This window comes from Halohasta litchfieldiae (assembly GCF_002788215.1).
Classification (GTDB): domain Archaea; phylum Halobacteriota; class Halobacteria; order Halobacteriales; family Haloferacaceae; genus Halohasta; species Halohasta litchfieldiae.
Genome location: NZ_CP024845.1, coordinates 613448 through 632318 on the forward strand (window position 1 = coordinate 613448; position 18871 = coordinate 632318).

At 58.4% G+C, this 18871-nt stretch carries 21 protein-coding genes; 13 read left to right on the plus strand and 8 right to left on the minus strand.

Annotated elements, in window-relative coordinates; all coding sequences use genetic code 11:
* Positions 1 to 16: 16 nt before the first annotated feature.
* From HALTADL_RS03055 to HALTADL_RS03080, 6 genes are all read right to left on the minus strand, one after another.
* Positions 17 to 715, minus strand: coding sequence for an ABC transporter ATP-binding protein (locus HALTADL_RS03055; protein WP_089672527.1), 699 nt, complete (start codon positions 713 to 715; stop codon positions 17 to 19).
* The gene (locus HALTADL_RS03060; protein WP_089672526.1) at positions 712 to 1485 is read right to left on the minus strand and encodes an ABC transporter ATP-binding protein; all 774 of its coding nucleotides are present in this window, start codon (positions 1483 to 1485) and stop codon (positions 712 to 714) included. The genes HALTADL_RS03055 and HALTADL_RS03060 overlap by 4 nt, the downstream gene beginning before the upstream one ends.
* Entirely contained in the window at positions 1482 to 2591 is a 1110-nt protein-coding gene (locus tag HALTADL_RS03065; protein ID WP_089672525.1) for an ABC transporter permease subunit, read from the minus strand. The genes HALTADL_RS03060 and HALTADL_RS03065 overlap by 4 nt, the downstream gene beginning before the upstream one ends.
* Complete coding sequence (gene urtB, locus HALTADL_RS03070; protein WP_245708411.1) at positions 2588 to 3511, minus strand: urea ABC transporter, permease protein UrtB; 924 nt, start codon at positions 3509 to 3511, stop codon at positions 2588 to 2590. The genes HALTADL_RS03065 and urtB overlap by 4 nt, the downstream gene beginning before the upstream one ends.
* 55 nt (positions 3512 to 3566) lie before the next feature.
* Entirely contained in the window at positions 3567 to 4829 is a 1263-nt protein-coding gene (locus tag HALTADL_RS03075; protein ID WP_089672524.1) for an urea ABC transporter substrate-binding protein, read from the minus strand.
* Positions 4830 to 5163: 334 nt separating this feature from the next.
* Positions 5164 to 5580: a CopG family ribbon-helix-helix protein gene (locus HALTADL_RS03080; protein WP_089672523.1), complete on the minus strand. Its 417-nt coding sequence runs from the start codon at positions 5578 to 5580 to the stop codon at positions 5164 to 5166.
* Between the two features lie 126 nt (positions 5581 to 5706).
* On the opposite strand from HALTADL_RS03080, the gene HALTADL_RS03085 reads away from it, so the two are divergent.
* The 11 genes from HALTADL_RS03085 (at position 5707) to HALTADL_RS03135 (ending at position 13854) form a co-directional block, all read left to right on the plus strand.
* On the plus strand, positions 5707 to 6363 hold the full coding sequence (locus HALTADL_RS03085; RefSeq protein ID WP_089672522.1) for an energy-coupling factor ABC transporter permease: 657 nt from the start codon (positions 5707 to 5709) through the stop codon (positions 6361 to 6363).
* A complete protein-coding gene (locus HALTADL_RS03090; protein ID WP_089672521.1) occupies positions 6360 to 6659 on the plus strand; it encodes a PDGLE domain-containing protein in 300 nt (99 codons plus the stop codon). Before HALTADL_RS03085 ends, HALTADL_RS03090 begins: the two co-directional genes overlap by 4 nt.
* A complete protein-coding gene (gene cbiQ / locus HALTADL_RS03095; RefSeq protein ID WP_089672520.1) occupies positions 6656 to 7468 on the plus strand; it encodes a cobalt ECF transporter T component CbiQ in 813 nt (270 codons plus the stop codon). The genes HALTADL_RS03090 and cbiQ overlap by 4 nt, the downstream gene beginning before the upstream one ends.
* A complete protein-coding gene (locus HALTADL_RS03100; protein WP_089672519.1) occupies positions 7456 to 8250 on the plus strand; it encodes an energy-coupling factor ABC transporter ATP-binding protein in 795 nt (264 codons plus the stop codon). Before cbiQ ends, HALTADL_RS03100 begins: the two co-directional genes overlap by 13 nt.
* A gap of 283 nt (positions 8251 to 8533) precedes the next feature.
* Positions 8534 to 8917: an urease subunit beta gene (locus tag HALTADL_RS03105; protein ID WP_089672517.1), complete on the plus strand. Its 384-nt coding sequence runs from the start codon at positions 8534 to 8536 to the stop codon at positions 8915 to 8917.
* Complete coding sequence (gene ureC, locus HALTADL_RS03110) at positions 8914 to 10626, plus strand: urease subunit alpha (protein ID WP_089672515.1); 1713 nt, start codon at positions 8914 to 8916, stop codon at positions 10624 to 10626. Before HALTADL_RS03105 ends, ureC begins: the two co-directional genes overlap by 4 nt.
* Entirely contained in the window at positions 10623 to 10949 is a 327-nt protein-coding gene (locus HALTADL_RS03115; protein WP_089672513.1) for an urease subunit gamma, read from the plus strand. The genes ureC and HALTADL_RS03115 overlap by 4 nt, the downstream gene beginning before the upstream one ends.
* Positions 10949 to 11569, plus strand: coding sequence for an urease accessory protein UreG (gene ureG / locus HALTADL_RS03120; RefSeq protein WP_089672510.1), 621 nt, complete (start codon positions 10949 to 10951; stop codon positions 11567 to 11569). Before HALTADL_RS03115 ends, ureG begins: the two co-directional genes overlap by 1 nt.
* Entirely contained in the window at positions 11566 to 12489 is a 924-nt protein-coding gene (locus tag HALTADL_RS03125; RefSeq protein WP_089672508.1) for an urease accessory protein UreD, read from the plus strand. Before ureG ends, HALTADL_RS03125 begins: the two co-directional genes overlap by 4 nt.
* Positions 12486 to 13145: an urease accessory protein UreE gene (gene ureE / locus HALTADL_RS03130; protein ID WP_089672505.1), complete on the plus strand. Its 660-nt coding sequence runs from the start codon at positions 12486 to 12488 to the stop codon at positions 13143 to 13145. Before HALTADL_RS03125 ends, ureE begins: the two co-directional genes overlap by 4 nt.
* Positions 13138 to 13854, plus strand: coding sequence for an urease accessory protein UreF (locus HALTADL_RS03135; protein ID WP_089672504.1), 717 nt, complete (start codon positions 13138 to 13140; stop codon positions 13852 to 13854). The genes ureE and HALTADL_RS03135 overlap by 8 nt, the downstream gene beginning before the upstream one ends.
* A 50-nt stretch (positions 13855 to 13904) precedes the next feature.
* On the opposite strand, the gene HALTADL_RS03140 is transcribed toward HALTADL_RS03135, so the two are convergent.
* Both HALTADL_RS03140 and HALTADL_RS03145 read right to left on the minus strand, forming a co-directional pair.
* Positions 13905 to 14645, minus strand: a complete 741-nt coding sequence (locus HALTADL_RS03140; RefSeq protein WP_089672502.1) for a DUF5781 family protein — start codon at positions 14643 to 14645, stop codon at positions 13905 to 13907.
* A gap of 78 nt (positions 14646 to 14723) precedes the next feature.
* Positions 14724 to 16901 carry a universal stress protein gene (locus HALTADL_RS03145; RefSeq protein WP_089672499.1) on the minus strand — a complete coding sequence of 726 codons (2178 nt, stop codon included), beginning with the start codon at positions 16899 to 16901 and terminating at the stop codon, positions 14724 to 14726.
* 267 nt (positions 16902 to 17168) lie between these two features.
* On the opposite strand from HALTADL_RS03145, the gene HALTADL_RS03150 reads away from it, so the two are divergent.
* Together HALTADL_RS03150 and HALTADL_RS03155 are read left to right on the plus strand one after the other, a co-directional pair.
* The gene (locus tag HALTADL_RS03150; RefSeq protein ID WP_089672497.1) at positions 17169 to 17576 is read left to right on the plus strand and encodes an Lrp/AsnC family transcriptional regulator; all 408 of its coding nucleotides are present in this window, start codon (positions 17169 to 17171) and stop codon (positions 17574 to 17576) included.
* A gap of 24 nt (positions 17577 to 17600) precedes the next feature.
* Positions 17601 to 18767, plus strand: coding sequence for an ISH3-like element ISHla1 family transposase (locus HALTADL_RS03155; protein ID WP_009486633.1), 1167 nt, complete (start codon positions 17601 to 17603; stop codon positions 18765 to 18767).
* Positions 18768 to 18871 lie beyond the last annotated feature (104 nt).

Genomic DNA, 18871 nt, shown 5'->3' on the forward strand with positions numbered 1-18871 from the left:
AAAGCCGTTTCCCCGACTATACCACGAGGTACTCTTCGAGGTGGTCGCGGTCCGCAAGCGTAGCCCCATCGAGTTCGTCGACCATCCGGCCGTGGTCCATCGCATAACAGCGCTCGGCGAGCCCCTGAATCACAGACAAGTTCTGCTCGACGAACAAAATCGTCGTGCCAAACTCCTCGTTGATCCGCTTGAGGTCCTCGGTAATAGATTGCACAATCGACGGTTGGACACCCTCGGATGGTTCGTCGACCAACAACAGATCGGGATCACCGACGAGTGCACGGCCAATTGCCAGCATCTGCTGTTGGCCGCCGCTCATAGTTCCAGCATCCTGATCGGCTCGTTCTTCGAGGATCGGGAAGTAGTCGTATACGCGGTCGTAGAGCGTCTCTTCGCCGGTTCCGATTCCTTCACCGATCATGAGGTTCTGCTCGACAGTCAGCCCTGCAAAAACGTCTCGGCCCTGTGGAACGTAGCCGATTCCTCGGCGGGCGTGAACGTCGGCCGATTCGGCAGTTACATCCTCACCGTTGAACTGCACGGTTCCGGCTTCAGGTTCTAACAACCCCATGACTGCTTTCAGCAGCGTTGTTTTACCGACACCGTTGCGGCCGACGATCCCGACGATTTCGCCCTCCTCGACCGTACAGTCGACATCGTGGAGAATCGGCGTACCATCATAGCCTGCATTCAGCCCCGTAATTTCGAGACTCATGCGTTCTCCCCCAAGTAGATCCGGCGGACGGCCTCGTCGGTCTCGATCTCCTCGATCGGTCCCTGTCGGAAGACAGCCCCTTGATTCAACACGGTGACCTGCTCGGAGATCTCACGGACAAACTCCATGTCGTGTTCGACGACGAGAAACGCCATCCCATCGTCGTGCAGCGAGGTGATCAAATCAGCCACGTCAGCCGTTTCGTCGACCGACATGCCTGCGACCGGCTCGTCGAGCAACATCAGCTCGGGATCGAGCGTGATCGCCATGCCGATCTCAAGGCGCTGTTGTTGGCCGTGCGAGAGATCACCGGCCGGCGTGTCGGCCTGCTCGGTGAGTGCGATCTGTTCGAGCGTTTCGGCCATTACACGGTCGACATTGCGGTCGGTCCGCTGGAGCGGTACCTGGAGGTTCCGCTTGACAGAAAGGTTCTCGTAGACGTGCGGCGACTGGAACTTGACGCTGAGGCCGGTGTCGATCCGCTCGTGTGGATCGAGCCCGGTGAGGTCGTTCCCATCAAAGTAGATGTCGCCCTCGCTCGGCGAGAGTTTGCCTGTAATCAGATTGAGCAGTGTGCTCTTGCCAGCCCCATTTGGACCGATCAGACACCGGATTTCGCCCCGGTTGACTTCGAAGTCGACATCGTCGACGGCGGTCAGCCCGCCGAATTTCTTGGTCAGCTGTCGGGTCGCCAAAATGACGTTTGTGCCGGAGCCAGTCGTGGCGACCGCCGGTTTCTGTCGTGCGTTAATGTCTTCAGGTGCGCTCATTTGACTGAGTCCTCCGTTGGGCTACCGGTGGGCGACTGACTCGATCGCCGGTCCAGCAGCGTGTCTTTGAGATCGTTGAGTGTCGGTGCGATTCCGGCTGGCATGTACAGGATGACTCCTAGCAGGAGCCCCCCGACAATGACCAGTGCCCATTCGGGACCGACTGGGCCGATTCCGCTTGACAGCCCGGTTCGCATCCGCTCGATGAGAAGTGTTGCACCGATTGCACCCAGCAGCGACTGGCGGCCACCGATACTCACCCAAACGACCGGGAGAGCTGCGAAGGCGATACTGAATACACTGGGGTCGACGTAGTTGCCCCAACTGGCGTAGAAGACGCCACCGAGAGCAGCCAGTCCGCCACCGATAGTGAAGACGACGAGTTTGATGAACGGGACGTTGTAGCCGAACATCGCGGTTCGTTCCTCGTCTTCGCGGACCGCAACCATCGTCATCCCGAAGGAACTGTTCAACAGGACGCGAAGCCCCAGATAGGTTCCGACGAGTACGAACAGCGCCGCGTAATAGAAGCCAACCGTCTGGAAGACGATCCCGGCCCCGCCGATTCCGAATGTGAGGTTCGGAATATTTGTCATCCCGTTGAACCCGCCGAGTCGAGCAGCTCCGATGGCCCACTCGCTACCAGCGGTCTGGCCCATAAACGTGTTCAATACAAGCGCGACGACAAGCGTCATGATCGTGACGTAGACGTCACGGACACCCCCGTAGAACATGAAGTAGCCCAAGATTGCGGCCGCCAGTGTGCCGACGACAACCGCGCCGAACAACGCGGCCGTCGCGCCGGTCATCGACGCAAAGTTGATGCCGATAATGCCGAACGTGTAGGCCGAGACGCCGAAAAACGCCACCTGCCCGAAACTCAGCACACCGCAGTAGCCCCAGACGAAACTGAGGCTGATTGCGAGAAAGGCGAGCCCGAAGTACCGGGAAGTCTGTAAGGCGGTGTACGGGTCGGTCACCTGGGGGTAGACCGCAAGCGCCACAACGGCGACGGCAAAGGCGACCCAAAACGGTGTGGAGTTGCCCAGTGTGTTCGGCCCTTCGAACAGCCCGCGAACGCGCGAAAGCACCCCTTCGGCGCTCATTCTTCGGCCCTCCGGCGTTGCCGCCACGATTCAACGTAGCCGGTGATCCCCTCCGGCAGCAGTCGAAGGGCGACAATTGCGACCGACAACATCAGCATCTGGCCGAAAAAGGTGTCGACGAAGAAGCTCCCCGTGGCGTTGAATAGACTGAGGACGCCCGCCGCCGACAGTGTGCCGATGATGACCGATGGCCCGCCGACGACGACGGCAACGAACGCCTCGACGAGGAAGGTTCCCCCACGGTTTGGAGTGATCGACCCTAACGACGGTGCCGAGAGCGCGCCCGTCAGCCCGGCCAGCGCCGAGCCGATAGCGAACGTCACGACGTACATCCGGTCGGTGTCGATCCCCATCGCCCGAGCGGTTTCAGGGTCCTTGATGGTCGCGCGTGCTTTGACGCCGAACTCGGTTCGGGTAAACAGCACGTACAGCCCAGCGAGGACGAAGATGGCGATCATCGGCAGGAGGATGCTTCGGTACACTGACGAGGAAAACGGTCCGTAGTCGACGTTCCCCAGGGGTGTCGAGATACTATCGAGACTCGACCCGAAGACGATCAACAGCAACTGTGCGACGATGAGGCTGAGTCCCCAGGTGGCGACCATCGAATCGAGCAGTCGATCATAGAAGTGCCGGACGATCGTTCGCTCGATGATGATTCCGAACACAGTTGTGACAAGGACGCCGATGATCATTGCAATCGGCAGTGGGATCCCAGCGTGGTACGGCAGTGCAGTGCCGTAGACACCGATCAGGATGAACTCGCCGTGGGCGAGGTTGATCACACCCATCATCCCGAAGATGATGGCCAGTCCCACTGTCGCCAGCACGATGAAGCCGAAGCTATTGAGAAACTGGAAGAACAGTGCTCCGAGGCTGGCGACCGACAACTGCAATGGCGTCGCTACCGCGTCAATCACGGCGTCCCGACCTCCAATGGCTTGGTGGTTGTATGCATGTGCTCATTGGTTCTCTTTAGACGTCGTAGACGTCGCTTGGGACGTACTGGGTCGTCTTGTCTTCCTCGCGGAGGTCACAGCCTGCACCACCTTCGACCTCTTCGCGGAGGAAGCTCGGTCCGATACGTTCGTTGTTGGTGAACGAAATCTCGTGGTTCTCGTCGGCATGAGCGACACGCATTTCGTGTTCCATGTGGTGGGTCGCCCCGTCGAGGGTGAGTTCGCCCGATGGTGCACTGATATCCCGACCCTGCTCGAGCACTTCGATCACCGCTTCCTGATCGAAGGTGCCTGCCTCCTCGACGGCTTCAGCCCAGAGGTACACCGAGAAGTAGTTGTTCTGTGCCTCTTGGTTGAGGTAGTTTGCGTCGGGCCACCGGGTATAGAAGTCCTCGACGAAGTTCTCGCCTTCCCGGAGATCACCCAACTCCTCCATGTAGCTGACGCCGCAGTAGACGTCGGTCAGCGCCGGTGGATCGTAGCGTTTGTGCTCAAAGCCTTGAGCCATCGCCGTCGACGTTCCGACCGGAATCGTCAGGTCGTTGGTCGCCCGCTGATCGTAGAAGTTCTCGTGGTTCGCACCGACGAGCATCGACATGATAAAGTCGGGATCCTCCTGTTGGATCCGGTTGATCACCGACGAAAAGTCAGTCTCACTGAGTGGGATGTACTCCTCGCCGACGATGTTGTAGTCGTTCTCCTGTGCGAGGACGTTGACCCAATCTCCGGAGAGTTGGCCGAAGTTGTAGTCGGCAGCAACAATGTAGATATCCTCGCCGTACTGGTCGGCGAGATATGGTGTGACAATACCTAACTGTTGGCGAGCGGTCGCGCCGACCGGGAAGATAGTATTGTCACAGACGCCACCCTCGTACTGCGTCGTGTAGAAATAGAGCTGCTCGTTCTCGTTGATGATCGGACGGATCGCCTCGCGGGTCGCACTCGAATAGCCCGCCCACAGGGCGTCGACCTCGTCCTGTAGAATCAGTCGTTCGGTCAGTTCTTGATAGCGCTGGTTGTCGGACTGTGGATCGGGGTCGACGATCTCGACCTGCTCGCCGAGAATACCACCCTCTTCGTTGATCTCTTCGATTGCCAAGCGGGTTGCCTGCCACTTCGAGGTGCCGTTGAGCTGGAAGTTTCCGGAGCGATCTTCGAGAATTCCGACCGTCGGACCATCACTGCCGCCGCTACCGCCCGAACAGCCAGCAAGCGAAATTCCGAGTCCAGTAGCACCTGCTGCCAACACTGATCGACGGGAGACGTTATTGTAGCTCATTGAGTACCCTCAACTATTTCGGCGAAATTGTGTGCATGTGCAACTTGGTCAGCTGTTTTCTGCATCGTACGTCTACTCATTTCAACAACGATGCGAAGGTGAGGGTATTTGATAAATGTTTTCAAAATATACGGTACAATAGAATATATAGTAGAATGCAATCAAATGTGTCATTATACCCTTATATATTGGACATATATTCTCTGTATCTGGCAGAGGTGTGTGAGAAATATAAAGGTGGTTACTAACCGACCTTTCTTTGTTAGCTTCTACAATTATTCTGTGTTCGTAGAGAGGTGATGTAGTATTACCAGTCAAGCTAGTTTTGATCCGTCTACCGGTCTGCCTCGACGACAGTGAGTTTGACGGCATGAACTCCTTTTAAAGGCTGGAGCCGCGCGACGAGCTGTTCGATCCGGCTCCCCGTACCGTCGACAGCGATCGATTCGAGACAGAAGTGGGCGCTCAGGTGGACGTGGTGGACCGCGATGATCGTGTCGACGAAATCGTGCTGGAGGGCCGACATTTCGTCGGTCACGCCGTGCTGGTCGTGGTCGTAGAGCACCACGACGGTTCCACTAAGCGTCCCCGAAAGCCCGGTCTGCTGATTGAACTCGGTGACAAACGCCCGAAGGGCGTCTCGGGTTGCCTCCGACCGACTATCGTAATCGCCAGTCTCGACTACGGTATCCAGTTCGGCGAGGAGATCAGGCGGTAGTGTGACGCTCATCCGGTCGACATCGTTGGCCATAGGATCGTGTTTTCATCTGCCCATTTAATCGTTTGTAGGAGCGATGGATGCGCAGTATCTCTCCAGATAGTATTACGATTTAGACCAAAAGTATTATCATGTGCCTGAATAACAGATTTCGTATCAATGCATATTCCCGATGGATTCCTCGACCCGTGGGTTGCCGGGCTGTTTTGGCTCGGCTCCGGTGTGGCGATCGGTGTGGCTGTTCGCCGTGCCCGCACCAAACTCGGTGACAAACGAACCCCACTACTGGGTGTCGTTGCAGCCGGTGTCTTCGCCGCCCAAATGCTCAACTGGCCGATTCCCGGCGGTACAAGTGCTCATTTCGTCGGCGGCGCGTTCGCCGGAATCCTCCTCGGGCCCTCGCTGGGAATCCTCGCGATGACAGCAGTCGTCACGATTCAGGCACTTGTCTTCGGCGACGGTGGGATCATCGCCCTCGGTGGCAATCTGTTTGCGATGGCGGTCGTCGACGTGCTCGTGGGCTACGTCCTGTTCAGTGCGTTCAGACGCGTCCACGAAACCGGCGCGGCGTTTCTCGGCGGCTGGGCGGCGATCACGGTCTCGGCGCTCGTGGTCGGTGCTGGTGTCGGCGTCTCGTCGGCGTTTGCCTACGAGTTGGGCACGACGATCCCGATCATGGTCGTCGGACACGCCGTCTTAGGGCTGATCGAAGGTGCGATCACGGCGGTCGTCTACGGCTATGTGGTGTCGACCCGTCCTGATCTGATCTGTGGCCGCTTCACAGGTGAGACAGTCGTCCCAGAGGTTAGCGCATGAGTGTCCAGTCGACCGAGCCATGGATCAAAGGGGCGTTGCTGGGTATTCTCGTGCTCGTCGTCTTGGCTCCCCTCTTCGGGTGGGCCTCAGGTGCAGTCGGTTACGCCGAACCGCTCGAAAACGCGGCCGAAGCAACCGGTGGGGCTGAGGCTGCCACCACCACCCTCCCCGGACTGTTTCCTGACTACTCCGTACCGGGACTCAGCACGTCAGTTGGCACACTCGTTTCTGCAATTGTCGGAACTGGTCTCACACTGCTGATTGCGGTTGGGACTGGTCGACTGCTCGAACCGTGACCGGAACTGTTGCTGATTCGGCCGAAACTATCTCGGGGCACCTCCGGCGATTTTTCACAGCCGAGCAGATTGCCGCCGAAAATGGCCTGCTTCAGCAGCGCGATCCGCGTGTCTCGCTTTTGTCTATCGCCGGACTCGCACTGGCGGTCATGCTCTCTCGAAGGCTCGCGGTTGTCTGTCTGTTTGCTGGCGTGACGCTGCTGTTAGCACGGCTCTCGAAAGTTCCACTCCGTCGACTGCTCGGGCGGTCGGCAGTCGTCCCACTTTTTTCGGGGTTGATTGTCCTTCCACAGATCGTGTTACTCCCTGGCGAAGCGCTCGTCGGGGCATATGGTTTCACGATTACTGATGCCGGTCTCGGCTATCTCCTGTTTTTCACCTTGCGCGTCGGTGTCGGTGTCGCACTGCTGTCGTTGCTCGTGTTGACAACACCGTTTTCAGCGATTGTCGCTGCAATGAGTTCGCTTCGAATTCCAGTTGCCCTCGTCTGGGTGATCGCCATTACCTATCGATATCTGTTTTTGTTTTTCGACGAACTCCAACGGCTGGTGTTGGCTCGAAACAGCCGGTCGACTGGCTCGAAGAGTTACCGTGCAGGATGGGATGATCTCCGGCGAATCGCCGGGACGTTCCTGCTCCGGACGCTCGATCGTGGAGAGCGTGTTGGTAGAGGGATGCGAGCTCGTGGCGGGGCTCGACCACCGTCGCCCTACAGCCAGTCGACAGCTCTCGACATCTCGGATTATGCCCTCCTCTCGGGAGCCTGCCTCGCGATTGTCGGCTCGGGGGTTGTTCGATGGGGCCTGTAATTGAGGCCCGTGGACTGACACACGAGTATCCTGACGGAACACGAGCACTCTCAGATCTGGATCTGACTGTTGAGACTGGCGAACAGATCGCGGTAATTGGAGCCAACGGTTCTGGCAAGAGTACACTCCAACTCGTTCTCGGCGGGTTGATCGAACCGACCGCGGGCTCGGTCGAGTACTTCGGTGAGACGAGCGACGCCGAAGCCGTCCGTGAGCGCCTGGGTGTGCTCCTACAAGATCCCGACGATTACCTGTTTAATACGACCGTTCGCGAGGATATCCAGTACGGTCCCGCACAGCTGGGTCTTTCCCAGGCGGTCGCCGAGCGCCGTACCGAGGAGCTTGCCTCAACCCTTGGCCTCGCTGAACTACTGGATCGGCCGCCGTTCCGGCTTTCGGGCGGGGAAAAACAGCGAGCTGCGGTAGCGAGCGTCCTTTCGTTTGCACCGGAGGTGCTGTTGGTCGACGAGCCACTGGGTGCAGTGGATGCCCACTATCGGGTGAAAATCCTCGACCTGTTGGCGAACCATGCCGGGACGACACTTGTGTTTACACCGACACTGGAGTACGTTCCCGAGATCGCCAACCGAGTCATCTGTATTAGTCGAGAGGGAACAATCGTCGCCGATGGGGACGTTCGGGACGTCCTCACTGACCAGTCATTGTTGGAACGCCACGGCTTGCGACCACCACCGACCGTCCAGCTGTTCGACGGAATCGTCGACCGCGAACAGCTCCCACTGACTGTCTCAGAAGCTCGCCAGTATCTAACTGAAAAATAGAACTCTCTGCTCAAACAGCTATTTTCTCTGCTGGCAGTAGTCATTATAACGAACCTGTTTTCATTATTTGTTGGGTCGGAAGTTATGATTGTCAAAAATAACAACAGGATATCCATGGAATCCTATTTTTTATTTTATTACCTGGATTTTTTGCATTGTTTATCTCTTTTTGGAGTACTATTGCAGTAGAAGAAAGGTTTTTATCATGTTTGGTTCAACAACGTACTGTTATGGTTGTTTATTCCAAACGAATACACGATACCTTTTTTGAGGTGTTGAGCCAATGAGTGGGCTCGTTCCAGGTGAACTTCTAACTGCAGACGAGCCGGTCGAAATCAACGCTGACCGGGAGACCGCAAGCGTCACCGTCGAGAACACGGGCGACCGACCTTCGCAGGTTGGGTCACATTTCCACTTTTTCGAGTGCAATCCAGCGCTCGATTTCGACCGCGAGACGGCTTTCGGGATGCGGCTCGATATCCCCGCAGGGACCGCGATCCGGTTCGAACCGGGCTGTGAGGAGGACGTCGACCTCGTCGCTTATGGCGGGAACCGAATCATGAAGGGGATGGGTGGCTTGGTCGAAGGCGACCTCGACGACGAGAAGGTTCGAGAGGCGGCCTTCGAACGGGCCCGCGAGGCGGGCTATATGGAGGTCGACGAATGAGCCGCGAACTCTCCCGAGAGGCCTACACGAGCCTCTTTGGGGCGACCAAGGGCGACCGGGTTCGACTCGGTGATACGAACCTGTTGGCCGAGATAGAACACGATCATACCACCTACGGCGACGAGGCGGTCTTCGGTGGTGGCAAGACGATGCGCGATGGGATGGGGATGCAGCCGGGAACCACCCAGGCAGAAGGTGCTCTCGACTACGTCTACACGAACGTCGTCCTCATTGATCCGGTCCTCGGCGTTCAGAAGGGCGACCTCGGTGTTCGGAACGGTGAAGTCGCTGGCTTCGGCAAGGCTGGGAATCCCGATACGATGGACGGCGTCGACGAGAATCTCGTCATCGGTGTGAGCACCGACACCGTCCCGGCTGATGGCCTCATTGCGACGCCCGGTGCGCTCGACATTCACGTTCACTTCAACAGCAAGGAACTGTTCGAACACGCGCTGGCAAGCGGTGTCACGACAATGATGGGCGGCGGCTTCGGTGGCGGAGCAACCACCTGTACACCCGGCCCCGAGAACATCAAACGGTTCCTCCAGGCCGCAGAGGAGTACCCGATGAACGTCGGCTTCTACGCCAAGGGCAACAGCAGCCAGCCCGAGCCGATCATCGAACAGATCGAGGCCGGAGCCTGCGGGCTCAAACTCCACGAGGACTGGGGGTCGACGCCTGCAGTGATCGACACCGCACTCACTGTTGCCGATGAGGAAGACGTGCAGGTCTGTATCCACACCGACACGCTCAACGAGTCGGGCTTCGTCGAGGACACCTTCGACGCTATTGACGGCCGAACGATCCACACTTTCCACATTGAGGGAGCTGGCGGGGGCCACGCGCCCGACGTGCTCGAACTGATCGGCCACGAGCATATGCTGCCGTCGTCTACGAATCCCTCGATGCCGTACACCACGAACACGTTCGACGAACACCTCGATATGGTGATGGTGTGTCACCACCTGAACCCCGACGTGCCGGAGGACGTTGCGTTCGCCGAGTCACGGATCCGCTCGGAAACAATCGCCGCCGAAGACGTGCTCCACGACATGGGCGCAATCAGTATGATGACCTCCGATTCGCAGGCAATGGGACGGATGGCGGAAGTCATCTGTCGGACGTGGCAGACCGCCCACAAAATGAAAGCCCAGCGCGGCCCGCTGCCGGGCGACGAAGGGATGGGTGCGGACAACAGCCGGATCCAGCGATACATCGCAAAATACACGCTCAACCCCGCGAAGGTCGCCGGAATCGACCAGTATATCGGCTCGCTCGAAACGGGCAAGATGGCGGACATCGCACTCTGGGAGCCGGCGTTCTTCGGCATCAAACCCAAGTACGTCATCAAAAACGGGTTCCCGGTTCACTCCGAGATGGGCGAGGCCAACGGCTCGCTGATGACCTGCGAGCCCGTGATGCAGCGCTCGCGCGAAGGCGCGGTCGGCAAGGCGAAAAACGCCCTGAGCACGACGTTCGTCAGCCAGGCCGCCTACGAGAATGGTATCGGCGAGGAGCTGGATCTCGATTCAACCGTCCGACCCGTCGAGGGGACCCGCGACGTGGGCAAATCAGATATGCTCCACAACGACTACTGTCCCGACGATATCGAGATCGACGCCCAGACGTTCGAGGTCGAGGTCGACGGCGAACACGTCACCTGTGAACCGGCCGAGGAACTCCCACTCGCACAGAGGTATACACTATGAAACTTTCACCCAAGGACAACGAACGACTCACCATCTTTATGGCCGCAGAGCTGGCCAGACGACGGAAAGACCGCGGCATCGAACTCAACCACCCCGAGACGGTCGCCTACATCTCCGATTGGGTCTGCGAACGCGCCCGCGAAGGGATGAGTGTCGCCGAGATCCGCAAGGAGGCGACGGGCCTACTGAGCCGAGAGGACGTCATGGAGGGCGTCCCCGAGATGGTTGGGATGATTCAGGTTGAACCGACGTTCCCTGATGGCACCAAACTCGTGACTGTTCACGATCCGATTCGGGCCGACAGTGAGGAGCAACTCAACTGATGGGATACAGAGACGTCGCCAAAGTCGGCCTCGGTGGGCCGGTCGGCTCGGGCAAAACGGCAATGGTCAAACAGCTAGTGCCACGGCTCGACGACGCCGGCTACAACGTCGGCGTGATAGCCAACGATATCATGACCCAGGCCGACGCCGAGCAGCTCCAAGCATCGTTCGCGGGTCGACTCGACGAAGACCTCATCGCAGGTGTCGAAACAGGAGCCTGTCCACACACGGGCATCCGTGAGGACCCCTCGATGAACCTCGCGAAAATTGACGAGTTCACCGAGGCCCATCCCGAGTTGGATGTTGTCCTCATCGAATCCGGCGGTGACAACCTCGCGGCGACGTTCAATCCCGAACTCGCCGACTACTTCGTGTTCGTCATCTCGGTGGCCGAGGGTGATGACATCCCAGCCAAGCGCGGGCCAGGCGTCACCCAGGCGGATCTGCTCGTGATCAACAAAAAGGATCTCGCACCCTACGTCGACGCCGATCTCGATCTGATGGAACGCGATTCCGACAGGGTCCGCGGCGAGGAGCCGACCATCTTCACGAACTGCAAGACCGAAGAGGGAATCGACGAGGTGGTCGACCTGATCGAACGGAGCGTTCTGTTCGCGTGAGCACGAACACCGATTCCGTCGCGGTTCCGCCAGCCTTCCGGGAGTACGGCGAGCAACATCTCCCCCAATCTCCGGCGTTCGGTCACGGCAAAAACGGGATCGCTGAACTAGTGGTTGCCCGTGAGGGCGACAACCCGACCCGGTTGCTGTCGGATTACGTGAAGGTTCCGTACCATCTGACCGGAACCTTAGATAGCGATCCGGCACCGGGACTGACGACGATCTGCTTGCAGGACCCGACCGGGGCGGTTACCCAAGGCGATCGTCACACGCTCTCGGTCGAGGCGAGATCCGATGCACGCGCACACGTAACGAATCAAAGCGCGACAAAGGTCCAAAGTATGAAGGCCAGCTACGCGCATCTGGATGTCACACTCGTCGCCAACTCGGGGGCGTATCTCGAATATCTGCCGGGACCGACGATCCTCAACGAGAACGCCCGGTGTCTCCAGACCACGTCGGTCGAGATGGCCGACGACGCGACCGTCATCGTCGGCGACGTGTTCGTGCCGAACGGCCTCACTGACCACGAGCCGTTTAGTTTCGATCACCATCACAGTCGACTGGAGGCCTCGGTCGATGATTCGTTAGTCTGTGCAGACGCGGTCGACCTCCGGCCCGGCAAGCGTGACCCACGCGATCCGGCAACTGTCGGCGACTTTGGTGTCATTGGGACGCTCTACGTTTTCGCACCCAGCTGCGAGGAGATCGACGACCTTGCAGACGCGATTCACGACCGGCTTGCCGAGATTCCGGACGTTCACGGCGGAACATCGCTTTTAAAAGACGGCGCCGGCCTGACGGTTCGCGTGCTCGGCGACCGGAGCGCCGACGTGACGACAGCAGTCGAGTCGGCGTGGGACGAGAGTCGACGGAGCCTGCTCGGTGTCGGCGCACCGATTGGAGGCGACAAGCGATGAAACGTGTCGACGGAATCATTGGCAACCAAAACGAGGATCCAGAACTCGCCGAGACAGTCGACGCCCACGAGGCCAAAGGCACCCTCGAACGGGTCATCCTCGATAACACCGAACGCCGGAAATCGCGGCTTCGCGTCGAGACCGACGTCGGGACGGATCTCGGAATCCTCGTCGACCAGCCGGAACTGTCGGCTGGTGACGTGCTTCTCGTTGAGGACGACTTCGCAGTAATCGTCGAGTTCGAAGCCCGCGAAGCGTTCGTAATCGAACTCCCGGAGCCGACGGCCGCGACACTGATGACGACGGTCGAACTCGGCCATAGAGTTGGCAACCAACACTGGGATATTGCGGTCGACGGCAGGACGATTTATATTCCAGTCGAAGCCGACAAGGCGATCATCGAGGACGTTCTCGGACCATATCTCCCAGCAGACGCCGAGACGCGCTACGAAATTGTCGATGCCGACCGGTTTGTCGACGGCGACCAGACGGTCGACCACGGCCATGGGGCAGACCACGATCACAACCACAGCCACGATTCAGATCACGGCCACGAGCACGATCATGACTCGGACCACAGCCGTGACCACGAATCGGAGTCTGGGCATAGTCACGAGCACAACCACTCTCACGAGGGAGGCCACCAGCATGACTGAGCCTGGGGCCTTTCTCACTGCCCTGCGGCTCTCAGATTCGATGCTTCCTGTCGGAACCTATACCGCCTCCTACGGTGTCGAGCAGTACATCAACGAGGGGTATGTCGACACGGCCGACGAGCTCGGCGAGCTTATCGAAGGCTATCTTCGAGGCGTCATCGGCCCAGCTGAGATCGTTGCACTTGGCCACGCCCACCGTTCTGCGGCAGCCGGAGATCTCGATGGGATTCTCGCGGCTGACGAACGACTCGGGGCCGCGACTCTCCCTGCCGAGTTTCGAGAGAGCTCGGAGAAGGCTGGGGCGAAACTACTCGATCTGTTGGCCCACACCGACGATGGGCCGTTTTCCGAGGCTAGTCTAGATGGCATCGTCGAAGAGTACAACACGGCACTCGACAACAATCGAACGGCTGGCCACTACCCGGTCATCCTCGGGATGGTTTGTCAGCGTGCCGGAATCAGCTGTACGGAGGCGGCGTTGGTCAGCGCCTACTCGACGGTGACTGGGCTGCTTGGGGCCGCCCAGCGACTCGGTCGGTTTGGCCATACAGACATCCAGTCGGAACTCGCATCGCTGTTTCCGGTAATCGAGGAGATCTGCGAGCAGTATCACAATGCCGACCTTGGGGCGATGTATTCGTTCGCTCCACTGGCTGACGTGATGGGAATGACCCACGAGCGGGCAGACCGTCGACTCTTTATGAGTTAAGCAGTCTGTTTCGGCTGCTTTTCGACATACAGATTTTCGACATACAGATACTACTCCGCGGTCGCATACGCCCGCGTGACGTCGACCAATGTTTTCCGGTACTCGCTTTCGGAGGGATCTTCGCCGAGCGATTTGAATCGGGTTTTGAACGCCGCCAGGTCGACTGCCGGGGCGTCGTCGCCTGCAGCGTGGGCCAAATCGTAGAGCCGGTGGCTCTTGTCGATGAGACTGTGGCGTTCGACGAGTGCCAGCGCAAAGGCTGCGTTGACCGCGGTGATCTCGGGATCTGAACCCGCCGTTTCAAGCTGGGATCCGGGGCGACTATCTTCGATTGGTCGGTCGGCGAGTGCCGAGGCGAGTTGGGCCGCAAAGAAATCGATGAGTTTCGTTGCCGGAGCGATATCCAACGTGATATCGTCGGCGTAGATGTCTTTCATGTGGTTGGCGATCTGATAGCAGTGGCTGAGTTTGCGGCGTTCGACCGACTTGCCAGCCAATGCGAGAAACAGCGCCTCCTCGGTCGACTGCATATGCGAGGCATGCTGCTGTTCGTACCGGGCCATATGGGCGTACTCGTGTAAGGCCAGTTCTCGGGCCATCACGCTGGTTGCGGCCTGCCGAGAAATGTTGAGGACGTGTCGGTCGGGATAGTGGGCCGCCCAGGTACGCTGGTCGGGGTCCTCGCGGATATCGACGTCGACCGGCCGAGAGAGATCGTATTCGGTTTCGAGGAGTTCGGCCGCACTCAAAAACGGATCGGGGGCGACAGCACCCTGCACGCGAACATCCATGTGTATTACTACCACGGGAGCGAGGCATATGGCTTTTTCGCGCAAAGGGGTCTTCGTCTCGAACTGTCGACGAGTCGCTCAGAACAGCACTCGTTCGAGGAGTCGGCGCACGAGTGGTGGACGCTGAGACTCATGAGGATAGACAGTAACAGCCGTACAGCCTGGACTCGGGACCGTCGGTCGGTCATCGAACAGGGCGTCTCGAAGTCTGTGGTCGCTGCCGCGACGAACAAGGAGATCGGGACGCTGTGTCTGTCCACCATCGGTTCGGATCGGCTCTGCGGTGACTGGGACCGACAGTAGCTCCGAGAGCTCCGACTGGTAGTCATCGATGGTTTGTGTGTACTGGTCAGTATTTGCGTTGCCAGCCGGATACCACAGCGAAATCGCGCCGTCGTTTGCAGCCGCGACAGCCTCACCAACTGTCACTGCGAGTGGAGCGTATGGGCCACCATCGCCCGAAAGAATAACGCGCTTTGGACGGCCGTAGCCGAGGTTATCTATGAGCAGGACATCACACGGGGCGTGCCGAACAACCCAATCGATCGGGTCGCCGACCAGCCGCGACCGAAGCCGAAGTGGCTCGTGTTCGGCTAGTATTGTGTCTACCCCACGATGGTCGGCGAAGTTAACAATCGCGTGTTTCGTGTCGTGGCTGACGATCTCGTCGGCCTCGATGTCGACACCGTACTCGGCTTCGAGCTCGGTGATCCGTGTTTCGAAGGAGCGATCAGATGACGACTGAATAGTTGCATTTTCCGTGAGTGGTGCCTGGTCAGGAATCTCCTCGAACCGAACGACGACGACACGACCGTCGTTCGGACGAACGATGTCTGCGGCCAGCGCGACCAGTGATCGCTCGCGTGTCTCGTCGACGTCCTTCGTGAGCGCAACGAGGACCTCTTGGGTGTCGTCTTCGGTGACCGCGGCAACGTCCGTCAGTGCGTTTCGACCGACCTGTCGACGGATTGCATCGCTTGCGGCACCGTCCCGATTAACTCGGGCACGAACGTAGACGAAGTACCAAAGAATACTCCCAAGAATGATAACAAGCGCGCCAACGAGTGCGACCGCCCCCATCTGTGTCAGGAGGAGCGCCCCCGTGATTGCACCGAAAATCTGCATCCAGGGATACAACGGCGAGGTGAACTCCGGTTCGTACTCCATGCTCCCCTCGCGGAAGGCGATGAGTGCGATATTGATTAGGCCGAACACCATAATCTGGAACGCACTCGCCAGTTTTGCGATTTCTAAGATCGGGACGAACGCGATGAGGACCAGCAGTACCGCACCCGTGAGCGTAATCGAGGTGACAGGGGTTCCGAACCGCTCGCTGACCGTCGACAACGATGGCGGTGCCAGCTGATCCCGACTCATCGCAAACGGATACCGCGACGACGAGAGGATTCCAGCATTCGCCGTCGAGATAAGTGCGAGAATGGCCGCTATAATAACCGCAGCAACACCAACCTGTCCGAGTGTTGCTTCGGCAGCGACTGCAACCGGTGTCAGCGAACCGGCGACGCTTCCGGGGTCCGTGACACCAACCAGGACGGCAACGATTGCGACATACAGGACAGTGGTAAATGCCAGCGAGCCCAGGATCCCAAGGGGGATGTTTCGGCCCGGATCTTCGATCTCCTCGGCGACGCTTGCGACCTTCGTCACGCCAGCATAGGAGACGAATACGAGCCCGGTTGCAGCCAGTAGGCCACCGAGACCGTCAGCGAAGAAGTTCGCGTAGTTGGTCGACTGGACACTGGGTGCGCTCCCGGCGGCAAACCAGCCGAGTGCTGCCAGCATGACGACGACGATGACAAGTTGGAGTCGACCGGTCTGTTTGGCTCCGAAGATGTTCACTAAAATGAGGACCGTTGCAAGGCCCAGTGCGACTGGCTTCAGTGGGAGATCAAAAATCAAAAGCAGATAGGGAACACCGCCAACGAGTGCGAGTGCCCCTTTGAACGAGAGCGAAAACCACGTCCCAACGCCAGCAATAGTTCCAAGCAGGGGACCCATGCCACGTTCGATGTAAATGTAGGTACCTCCGGCCTCCGGCATCGCGGTCGCCATCTCTGATTTCGAGAGCGCTGCTGGAACCACGAGGAGTCCCGCGAGGAGATAGGCGACGATGACAGCTGGCCCGGCGATTTCGAGCGCCAATGCCGGCAGGATGAAAATACCACTACCGATCATTGCACCGATACTGATCGCGAGGACCGAGGGGAGACCGAGGTCTCGTTCGAGTTCTTTCATTGTATGAGTGGTCTGGCAGAGACTGCGTTCGTGAGCAAGTTGTATGACGGAACAATATAAAGTAGCTGATTCAATTGACGATCCGTCAAAATATAACGCATATATATCGCCTAGTGTCATCAATAGTGGTCGGTAGCTCTCGGTAACTCTGTGTCCAAATCCAGTCAACACGGAAATGACGCTGTCGACGGTTGGTGTCGACAAGGTGTTGGCTCAATCCAGACAGAAGAAGACTGATAGTTCCGCCAGATGCTATAGATATACAATATGAAAAACGGCACTTTGGATGCGATCGATAAGCATATTCTGTACTATCTCCAGCAGGACGCCAGAGGAACCTCTTCGAGCGATATTGCAGAGAAACTCGATCTCTCAGCAAGTACCGTTCGGACACGGCTCAACAAACTGGAGTCCAGCGGCATCATTCGCGGATACCATCTCGATATCGACTATGATCTAGCGGGCTATCCCCTCTATACAAAGATTATCTGTACGGCACCCATCCCAGATCGGGATAGCCTCGCGAATCGGGCTCGAAAGATCCATGGGGTCACTGCTGTCCGCGAGATCATGACCGGCGAGAATAACGTCTATGTGAACGCGATCGGCAAAAATCACGATGACCTCAACCGAATCACCGAAGATCTAGATTCAGTACTTCACAAAGCCGCTTAGTTAGAACGTCTGCTTGCTGAAGGTGTGTCTAAAACCAAACAAGCAGACGGTGAGATCCACGAGGACCAGCTTCTTAACTTTCTCGTCAACCGCCTTGACGAGGAAGTTTCGCTCTCGTTAGCCAATAACGCTGAAATCACTGCTGAAGACATCTATGAGGTCCTCGTCGGCGCTTGCGCCGACGGGACCTCTGTCTCTACGCTCTGTGCGTCGAGCCAGAACTCACCCGCTGGGAACACGGTCCTCTACCATCTTCGGACGAAGTTCGAGCCGGAACGGCTCGAACGAGTCGCTAACACGCTCCTGCGAAAGGATCTCGATGAATTGCTCCCCGAACAGGTGGAGGTCTGCGCAGACCTCCACCTGCGGCCCTACTACGGTGACGAAGACGACACAGACGGCCTCTATCACTCGGTAGCGAAGCGTGGAACCACTGCGTTCCACGCCTATGCCACACTCTACGCGCGTGTGAAGAACAAACGCTACACGCTGGCGGTACGCCGTCTCAAAGACGGCGATACCGCAAGTAGTGTCCTCGCTGAGTTCTTCGGTGTCCTCGACGGCCTTGACGCCGGGGTCAAGGCCGTCTACCTTGATCGCGGATTCTACGACAGTAAGTGTCTCACGCTGCTTCAGGCGCACAATTACGCGTACGTGATCCCGATCATCCGGTGGGGTGAGGCGATTCAGCAAGAGCTCTCGGAAGGATGGAGTCGCGTCATTCAGCATGATCTGACGGGGAAACTCGACGGTCACAGCTGGACCGTCGATTTTCCCGTCTACATCGACTGTACGTACCTAAATGGGAAGTATGACGAGAACGGTGTGGCGCGTCACGGCTACGCCGCTGACGCGCCGTTCATCGACTCACCACGGGACGCTCGATACCACTACTCGAAACGCTTCGGTATCGAGTCAAGCTATCGCTTGTTTGAGCAAGCGATAGCGACAACGACAACACGAGATCCAACGGTACGGCTGCTGTACGTGGTGGTGAGTCTCCTCTTACAGAACGTCTGGCGGTACCTTCACTACGAGTATGTGGCGACGCCCCGCCGAGGCGGGCGTCGCCTCTGGTGGTGGCCGTACAAGGAGTTCGTCAATATGATTCGACGAGCTGCGTGGACGGCCCTCGCGGTGCGTCGGGCCGTCCCCGCGAATCGGCCACCTGACGACCGATTCCACCGCTAACCACCGACCGAGCAAGCCAGCGGAGTGAGTGGCGACGCTGTCGCGTCGGCGGCTGACCGCCGCCGACAGCGACAGCTCTCCGTCGATCCGTCCGTAATTCTCTC